The sequence below is a fragment of the Hymenobacter sp. genome (assembly GCF_036387835.1).
GTDB lineage: Bacteria > Bacteroidota > Bacteroidia > Cytophagales > Hymenobacteraceae > Hymenobacter.
In genome coordinates this window covers 20842-28921 of record NZ_DASVSY010000055.1, presented here as the reverse complement: position 1 = coordinate 28921, position 8080 = coordinate 20842, and the positions used below count along the sequence as shown (strand labels likewise).

11 protein-coding genes are annotated in these 8080 nt (G+C 59.8%); 4 read left to right on the top strand and 7 right to left on the bottom strand.

The features are described from left to right. From VF639_RS11065 to VF639_RS11055, 3 genes are all read left to right on the top strand, one after another. Positions 1-588: thermonuclease family protein (locus tag VF639_RS11065; protein ID WP_331145966.1), on the top strand; the 588-nt coding region annotated here is incomplete at its 5' end. Between the two features lie 56 nt (positions 589-644). Then, positions 645-1385 (top strand): hypothetical protein, encoded by a 741-nt coding sequence (locus tag VF639_RS11060; protein WP_331145965.1) that lies wholly within the window; start codon positions 645-647, stop codon positions 1383-1385. A 138-nt stretch (positions 1386-1523) separates the two neighbouring features. Beyond that, the gene (locus VF639_RS11055; RefSeq protein WP_331145964.1) at positions 1524-2186 is read left to right on the top strand and encodes a hypothetical protein; all 663 of its coding nucleotides are present in this window, start codon (positions 1524-1526) and stop codon (positions 2184-2186) included. Positions 2187-2312: 126 nt separating this feature from the next. On the opposite strand, the gene VF639_RS11050 is transcribed toward VF639_RS11055, so the two are convergent. Continuing rightward, on the bottom strand, positions 2313-2894 hold the full coding sequence (locus tag VF639_RS11050; protein ID WP_331145963.1) for a BLUF domain-containing protein: 582 nt from the start codon (positions 2892-2894) through the stop codon (positions 2313-2315). A gap of 192 nt (positions 2895-3086) precedes the next feature. On the opposite strand from VF639_RS11050, the gene VF639_RS11045 reads away from it, so the two are divergent. Beyond that, positions 3087-4241, top strand: a complete 1155-nt coding sequence (locus VF639_RS11045; RefSeq protein WP_331145962.1) for a PAS domain-containing sensor histidine kinase — start codon at positions 3087-3089, stop codon at positions 4239-4241. Between the two features lie 109 nt (positions 4242-4350). Here VF639_RS11045 and VF639_RS11040 read toward each other — a convergent pair whose 3' ends face one another. The 6 genes from VF639_RS11040 to VF639_RS11015 all read right to left on the bottom strand — a co-directional run bounded on the left by VF639_RS11040 (position 4351) and on the right by VF639_RS11015 (position 7737). Next, positions 4351-4785: a hypothetical protein gene (locus tag VF639_RS11040; protein ID WP_331145961.1), complete on the bottom strand. Its 435-nt coding sequence runs from the start codon at positions 4783-4785 to the stop codon at positions 4351-4353. Positions 4786-4839: 54 nt separating this feature from the next. Continuing rightward, positions 4840-5247, bottom strand: a complete 408-nt coding sequence (locus VF639_RS11035; RefSeq protein ID WP_331145960.1) for an STAS/SEC14 domain-containing protein — start codon at positions 5245-5247, stop codon at positions 4840-4842. Positions 5248-5357: 110 nt separating this feature from the next. After that, positions 5358-5735 (bottom strand): YegP family protein, encoded by a 378-nt coding sequence (locus tag VF639_RS11030; RefSeq protein WP_331145959.1) that lies wholly within the window; start codon positions 5733-5735, stop codon positions 5358-5360. A 136-nt stretch (positions 5736-5871) separates the two neighbouring features. Further along, on the bottom strand, positions 5872-6489 hold the full coding sequence (locus tag VF639_RS11025) for a sensor histidine kinase (RefSeq protein ID WP_331145958.1): 618 nt from the start codon (positions 6487-6489) through the stop codon (positions 5872-5874). Beyond that, positions 6461-7363 (bottom strand): PAS domain-containing protein, encoded by a 903-nt coding sequence (locus tag VF639_RS11020; protein ID WP_331145957.1) that lies wholly within the window; start codon positions 7361-7363, stop codon positions 6461-6463. The genes VF639_RS11025 and VF639_RS11020 overlap by 29 nt, the downstream gene beginning before the upstream one ends. Next, entirely contained in the window at positions 7357-7737 is a 381-nt protein-coding gene (locus tag VF639_RS11015; protein WP_331145956.1) for a hypothetical protein, read from the bottom strand. The genes VF639_RS11020 and VF639_RS11015 overlap by 7 nt, the downstream gene beginning before the upstream one ends. Between the last annotated feature and the right edge of the window lie 343 nt (positions 7738-8080).

The following is an 8080-nucleotide window of genomic DNA, read 5'->3' as shown; positions in this document are numbered from 1 at the left end:
TTCCGTCCTACTCTGCTGCTCTTGGTTTTCGGTTGCTTTTTGTCCGGCTGTATCAGTCTGGGAGAGGTGGACGTGCCGGTGTCCTCGTTTGCAGCGCGAGCCGAGGCGGCAGCGCAGGCGGCGCGGGTCGTGCGGGTGGTGCATGCCGATACCTACATTCTGATGGTCGGGGCTACGACCTATCGGCTGCGACTGCTGGGGGTGGACGCGCCCGAGACGACGCAGCCCTTCGGCAAGCAGGCAATGGATTCGGTGGGCCGGGTGCTGCGCGCGGGCCGGGTGGTGCTGGTTGCTAAGTCGGGGTACGACCTGTACGGGCGGACGCTGGGCACGGTACTGCTGCCGACGGGTACGACAACGGCGGCCGGCCGCCCGGTACCGCTGGATTCATTGCTTGTGAGCCGCGGATGGGCCTGGGCGGCGGATGAGCGGCGGGCACGTCCCCGCCTGTACGCCGAGCAGCTCAGCGCGCAGCAGCGTGGGCTGGGGCTGTGGAAGTGCGGTACGGCGGAACCGGTGCCGCCCCATATCTGGCGCGGGTTCAATGCAAAAGTCAAGCAGCTGTATCGGGGTGGCTGCACCTGGTAAGCGTCGATAGCGAAAGCGGCCACTACTATATTTCTCACTTTTCTCTCTTAACTACTATGGCACGTCAGACCGGCGTAATTCAAATCAGTGGCACCGTAGGCGGCGTCGTTTTCGCCAAGGACGGCACGGTGCGGCAAAAACAAAGCTCCAACAAGAGCCAATTCAACTCGTCGGCTTCCATGCAGCGGGTACGTGAAAACGCCTCGGAGTTCGGCACGGCGGCCAAGGCCGGCAAACTGGTGCGTGACGCGCTGCGTCGCGTGGTATCGTTGGCCTCGGATAGGCTGATGGTCTCGCGCTTGGCGCAGCAAATGAAGTTTATCCTCAACCTGGATGAGGACAGCGACCGGGGCGGGCGGCAGATTCTGCCCGAGAACCTGACGGCGCTGGTGGGCTTCGACTTCAACGCCGGTTCGGCTTTCTCGGGCACCTACTATGGCAGCATCGAGGCGCAGCTGGACCGGGCAACGGGCAACCACGCGGTGAGCTTGTCGGAGTTGAACCCTTCGCGTGACATTGCGGCCCCGCAGGGCGCGACGCACTACCGCATCACGGCGGCCATCGGCGCTATCAACTTCGAGACGGGCGCGGTGGCCAGCACGGAAATCAGCACGCCCGAGCTGCCGCTGAGCAACGCGGTGCGGCCGGCCGAGACGTTGCAGCTCGTAAGGGTCGCTGCTGCGGATGACGCCCTAATCGTGGCCGTGGGGGTGGACTTCTACCAGCAGATCAATAGTAAGCTGTACCCACTCAACAGCAACGCCTACAACGCCCTGAGCGTGGTGGCCGTGGGGTAGTATAGAAGGTAGAGGTGAGAGCTTAGAACCAAGAACCGGGCGACGGTTCCAGGGATAAGCTCTCCCCTTTTGCTTTTGGCTATACCCTGGCGGATTCTCAGCTCTACGTTCTAGACTCTAACTTCTGTTTTTCAACTTATGCCTAGAAGTGCTTATCAAAAACAAGCCGACAGCCGCACGCGCACAGCCCTGCGGCTGCGGGCCCGCGCCGACGCGAAAGTGAGAAAGTACGCGGTTGCGCTGGTAGCGGCGCTCGTCGGCGCTGCCGATGCCAAAGCCCGTCTGGACCGGATCAATCTGCTTTATGGAGTGGATATTTCCCTGGAAACCCTGCTCGTGCATGACGTGCGTACGGCTGGCTTGGGTGAGCAGCTGACGAGCTTATTGGCGGCCACCGGGCCCGGCGAGGAGGTGCAGTTATTTAATTCGGCCGTTAACCGCAATGAAGGCGCTTTGCTGGCTAATGAGGCAGTATTCGGAGAGCCGGTAGCGGCGGGTAGCGTTGCGCCCTCTACTCCTACTACTCCTACGGATGGCGGCGTTACGCCTGCTATCAGCGTGAGCCAGTTGCGAGCCATCCGCATCAACGACACGACCTGGACGGTGCAGGTGCAGGCCAGTGCGCCCTCGGGTACGTATCATTTGACTGATGATAACACGTCCTACGAGTACGATTTCAAGAATGGGGAGGAACTAATCCTCAGCTTTTTCGATCTGCCAGCGGGTTCACCAATCACCTTTACCTTCACCGATTCGGTGAACCGCCAACTGACGCTACAGCGGACCCTGGTACTGGAATAAGCTGCTACCGGCAATGAAGAGGCCAATCTTCCTAGGAAGATTGGCCTTTTGACTTTCCGTAGAGGCCGTCAGACGAGGAAAAAGTGGAGTGGCCGGCAAGTGGTGGCTGCTCCGGGAGCCTGGCTTTTAGGCTTTGCTGAACGCATGCAACAACGTGAGTAGGTGCGGTTCGGTGATGGAGACGTAGGCCGGGGATGCGTGCGAGAACCGGGCATCGAGCTGGCTGGTCAGCCAATGGAACTCCAGGGGCTCGGCCTCTACTAAGGCCAGGCGCCAGTCGGTAAATAAACGCATGAACTGGGTGGCTTCACTCAACAGCGTGACCTGATGGTGGCGCTGATCCTGCCGGATACGGTCGTACAAAGCCAGTACCGGCTGGCTAGGGCCTTCTAGGAGTTGTACGAAGTGCCCCGCGCTATAGCACAGCAGCCCGGTAATGTCGTGGGCTTCATTCCAGGCTTTCGATTGCTCGACCAGCTCGGCGAGCTGTTGATCGGAGAAGGGAGCAACGGCCTGGCTGCGGTAGAGCACATGCTGCACCCGCTGATCGAGCCGCGCCAGCACCGCGGCTAGGGTGAGCTGGCCTTGGGCGTACTGCTCGAGCAACTGCTGCTCGTAGTGTTGGGGAGCCAGGGGCGTGTCGGTGGCTAAGGCAAGAGCCCAAGCAACAGCACGGCGGCGCTGGGCTTCGTCCTGGAGTTTGTTCATATCACTTGCTGTACGGCTGGCCGGCAGGAAGTGGTTGGCTCTTCAGGCAGGGACAACTACGCAATTATACCGCGTTGACTACGTAAATGACCGTCATAACTACGGGATATAGAACGGTCGTAACTCATCTTATGGCATATGTCGTAGATTGAACTGTTTGTTTCGTTGATTTCCAGATAACGCCTTTTCGTTATGAGTCCTGGCCCCTCCCCTATCGCTGATGATCTTTCCCATGGGGTAGAAACGCCGTCGTATGCGCAGCAATGCGAGCAAAGCCAACGGCGCTTCCACACGGTGTTCGAGCAGTCGCCGTTGGGACAGAAGATCATTGGCCCGGACTTACTTATTCTACAAGTGAATCAGGCTTTGTTGGCGATGCTGGGCTATACGCAACCGGCGGACCTGGTGGGGCGGCGCATCCTGGACTTTGCGCACCCCGACCATCGGGCAGACTGGGCGCTCTTGCAGGAGCGGTTGTGGGCGCGTAAAGCCCCGAACTTTACGTTGGAAACGTGTATGCTGCGGCAGGATGGGTCCTCCTTTTGGTGTCAGGTGGTTTCGTCTTTGTTTGAAGACCAAGGACGAACGTTGGGGTATACGACCCTGATCGACATCGATGAGCGCAAACAGCTGGAAGCGTCGTTGAAGCGGGTGTACGACGCGCAGGAAACCATCTTGCACTTGGTGGCCCACGACCTGAAAACCCCGATTGCCAACATCCAGCTGCTTACTCACCTGCTGCGCTTGGCACTACCAGCAGACGAGAGGACGCCGGCAGAAAAAGAGGTGGAACGAGAGCAGCACCTTGCGCTGATCGACCAATCGTGCGCGGAGGCGGCCGATCTGCTCAAGGATGTGCTCTACCTCGGCGAGTTGGATGCCTCGATCCTAAAGAAAGAGCCAACCGACCTGAACAAGTATTTGCGCAAGCGGCTGACGATATTTCACCTGGCTGCGCAGCAGAAGGGCCTTACGCTGGTGCTGGACTTGCCGCCCCACGTAGTGCAAGCCCGCCTCCACCGCCAGCGGTTCGGGCGGGTGCTCGACAATCTGCTGTCCAATGCCTTGAAGTTCACGCCCGCGCCGGGCCGTATTACGGTGCGGCTGCAAGAGCATATGGGGCGGGCCCGGCTCTCGGTGCAGGATACGGGCGTGGGCATTCCGGCGGCACTGCAAGAGCAAATATTCGATAAATTCAGTTCGGCCGCCCGCACGGGCCAGTATTCGGAAACGACGACGGGACTCGGCCTCTTTATCACCCGGCAAATCGTGCAGCTGCACGGCGGCAAGATCTGGCTGGAAAGTGTGGAGCACGAAGGCAGCACCTTCTTTATCGAGCTGCGGTAGAACGGCGGGGTACACGACGGAGCTTTGGCGAGCAGGAAAATAGGGTGAGTTGAGGTAAGCCAGGCGGGCGGCGGGTTCGTTGTCGTGGTGTATCCGGCTTGTAGACCGGTTAGCGGCGTAAGGCCTCGCGGGCACCCTGCTTGGCTTCCTCCAACGAAGAATAATAGGCCGAGCGGATGGCGTATTGATCCTGCCGGGCCTGGGTGTTTTTCACGTACATCTGCGTGGCTAATTGACCAAGCACGTTTTCAGCCACGACAATGCTGACTTCGCGGACTCCGGCCGTGAAGGCCCGCACGTTCCAATCCGTGGTCAGCCAGTCCTGGACCGCCTGCGGGATGGCGCCCATGTTGCGCACGTCGCCGATCCACCCCCACGGCCGGAGCGACTGGCTATGGGCCGCATAATAGGCCAGCCCCGTTTCCATGATGTTTTTAAACTCGGTGCGGTTGGCGAAACTGTGAAATTGCACGATGACACAGGGTACTTGGCTATCGACCAGTACCGACCCGTAGGACTCGGTCAGGATAATTTCTTCCGGCATGGGGGCGGCGGTTAGGGTTCGGTAAATGTTGAGCGGTCGATCAAGGAGCCGCCCTTACCGGCTACAGTGCTGGCGAAGCCACGCCTGGGCGGCGGCGGGCGTGTTGAACACCCCGGCTTGGAAGGCCGTGAGTTGCGCGTAGAAGTTGGCGGCAGAGCCGTCGGCCAACGAATCGGGGGTGGAAATCAGGGCGAAGTGCTTCAGGCCGGCGGCAGCGGCATTAGGAGCCCACTCGTTGATAACCCAATCCATGGAATGGTCCCACGGCCCCCGCACCGCCCGCGTGTCGTTGAGGACGCAGGAGAAACCCGAAGCCGCGAGGGCCGCGATGTACGCTTCCGCGCCGGTCTTGATGCTATCCGCCGTGAGGTAGCCCATCCATTCTACCACAATCCAGCGGTTGGCGGCGTCGGTTTTGATGGTCAGGTACACCCGGCCCGTGGCACTTTGTAGTTCTTGCATGGTGGTGCAAAGAAACGCCTAACCCTTTAGAAATACTAAATGCAGCTGGTACTAGTACAGCAAAGCCCGTTGGCAAGTTGCCAGCGGGCTTTTTGCATTAAACAAAAGGGTTACGTCAGGTCCTGTACTCCGGCCTCGGGGGCTTCGCGCAGCACAACCTGGATGCCATGGTCGCGGGCCTGAGCGGTGGTGTACTTCTCGCTGCGGCCAATGATTTCGCCGTTGGCGGCCACGTGATTGAAACCATACTGGCCGGCCATGAAAAACGATTCGAAACGGCCGGGCTGGCAATTTACCCGCACGGAGCGGCTGCCGTTTTCGCAGCTGGCTTTGGTGGTATAGCCCTCACTGGACTGGATGATTTCGCCGTTGTCGGCGCGCAGGCGGTACCAGAATTGGCCGCTGCTCGGGAAGATTTTAAAGGATGCCCTTAGTTGAAATGAAGGGGTAGGAATGTCCGGCCAAGTTAAGTAATAGAATACAACCAACCAAGACAGCCGGAACGCTCCTTATATAGCTAAGACAGGCAAAGGTAACCATCGTCAGGCGAAACAGAGCGTTACCCCAACCTGCCCAACTGGTGTACCGCCGTTGCCGCCAGAGACAGAGAGCTAAGCTGATCGGCTACGCGTAGGTGTCGGTAATTTGTACCACGGGCAGAGGTGGTGTTACCGTAAACGTGCTGCCCACCCCTGGCTGGCTGCGTACTTGCACCCGGCCCCCAGCGTTTTCCACAATTTTCTTGACCATGTAGAGGCCCACCCCCGAGCCCTCTACGTGCGTGTGTAGACGCTGAAAAAGGCCAAACAGCCGTTGCTGCTGAAGCTCATCTAGGCCGAGGCCGCTGTCCTGCACGGCCAGTACCACGGTGTCGTCCTGTGGCTGGCACTGCACGTGGAGGACAGGCACCCACTCAGGGTGGCGGTACTTGAGGGCATTGCTGAGCAGGCTGTAGACGACACTGCGCAAGTTTTTGGGCGAGAGCGGCAGCATCGGACTACCCGTCAGCTCGATGCTGACTTGCGCACCCGTCGTTTCCAGCAGCAGGGCCAGGTCGAGTTGGACATCGGCCAGCACCGTTGACAAACTCATGGTTTCGGGGGCTTGGCCGTTTTCCTGCTGCAAACGGGAGATATCGGCTAAGTGACCAATGGTTTGCTGGAAGCAAGCCACCGCCTCTTGCATCAACCGCAGAATATGCGGAACGGAATTGTCATCGACGCGCTTGGTCGTGCAATTCACGACCAAGCGCGTCGAGCAGGCCTTCGATGTTGGCGATGGGCACTTTCAGGTCGTGGGAAGCGGTGTAGACGAAGGTATCGAGGTCGGCGTTGGTGCGCTTGAGTTGGTGATTGGCCTCGCCAAGCTCTTCGTTGCTGGCTTGTAGCTCCTCGTTGCTGGCGGCCAGTTCTTGGTTGAGTTCCTGCACCCGGCCGCGGGCGAGCACCTGCGCAGTGACGTCGAGGCCAAACAGAGCAACGCCCACAATGCGGTCTTGCTCGCGGTAGGCCTGGTAGGTGAAATCGAAGTAGCGCGTCACGGGGGCGAAGTCAATAGAGCGCGTGATGGTGACGGGTACCTCGGGATGAAACTGCATCGTGCCCGTCTGGTAAATACCGTCGAGCAGGGCAGCAAGTGTCGTGGCTTCGGGCTGAACCTCGGCCAGAGTACGGCCCCGGAGGGTTTGGCTGGAAAACAACGCCTGGTAGGCGGGGTTGCAGTAGTCGATGCGGTGGTCGGGCTCGCGCAGCAGGCAAATGACGGCCCGGGACTGCTCGAAGAGTTGAAACACGTTTTCGCGTTCCTGCTTCTGGCGCTGCACGGCGGCCAGCACGGCCGCCTGCAAGGCTTCCGTTTGGCGACGGGCAAGCACCCTCTCCGTGGTATCTACGACAAACGCCAGGATGCCTTGGGTTTGGGCGTACTCGTTGGTAAGCGGCTGGTAAATAAAGTCCACATAGTGCTGCTCGGGCTGGCCGGTGGCGTGCTCGACGAGTTGAACGGGCATATCGTTGCCGATAAAGGGCTGGCCGGTGGCGTACACCTGATCGAGTAAATCGATAAAGCCCTGCGCCACTACTTCGGGGAGCACTTCGGCTACCGTCTTTCCTAGCACGGCCCGGTCGGCGGATAGCGCTTGTACCGGTCGTTGGAAAACGAGAACCGATGCTCGGGGCCGTGGAGCGTGGCCACCGAGGCTGGCACCTGCCCCAGAATCTGCCGGAGCAGGCCTTGCTGCTCGCGCAACTGCTCGCGCTGGGCCTGGGCTTCGCGCAGAGCAGCCTCGGTTTCGGCGGTACGCGCCGCCACCCGGATTTCCAACTCCTCGTTTAGGTTCTGCACCTGCTGCCGGGCCAGCACCTGGTCGGTTACTTCCACAGCCGAAGCGGTAATGGCGGTGATGTGCCCGGCACTGTCGCGCAGGGGCTGGTAGGTGATGTGGTAGTAACCGAGCAGGGGATGCCCGTGGCCGGCCCGGTCCACGAGCACAGAGTTGTGAGCGTAGCCGCCAGATAATTGTCACTAACCGCCTGAATGAGCAGTTCGGGCGTGAGCAGCAGATAGGGGCCGGGCAAGGCATTGAAGACCTCGGGCAATAATCCGGCGCTACTCGGCAGCGGGAGTGGCTGCTGGTGGGCTGGAGAGTAGGCACAGCAGAGGAATCAGTTGGCATCCAGGCAAGATAATAACCTTTCTGCGGCAAGCGACAGACCAGCGAGAAACAACACTACGAGCGTGGTAAAAGCAAGTAAACTGATAGGGCAGCAAACTGCTTAAACCCAGCTATAGCTCGATTGGCAGTTGCTCCTTGCGTTAATAACGCACAAAAAGA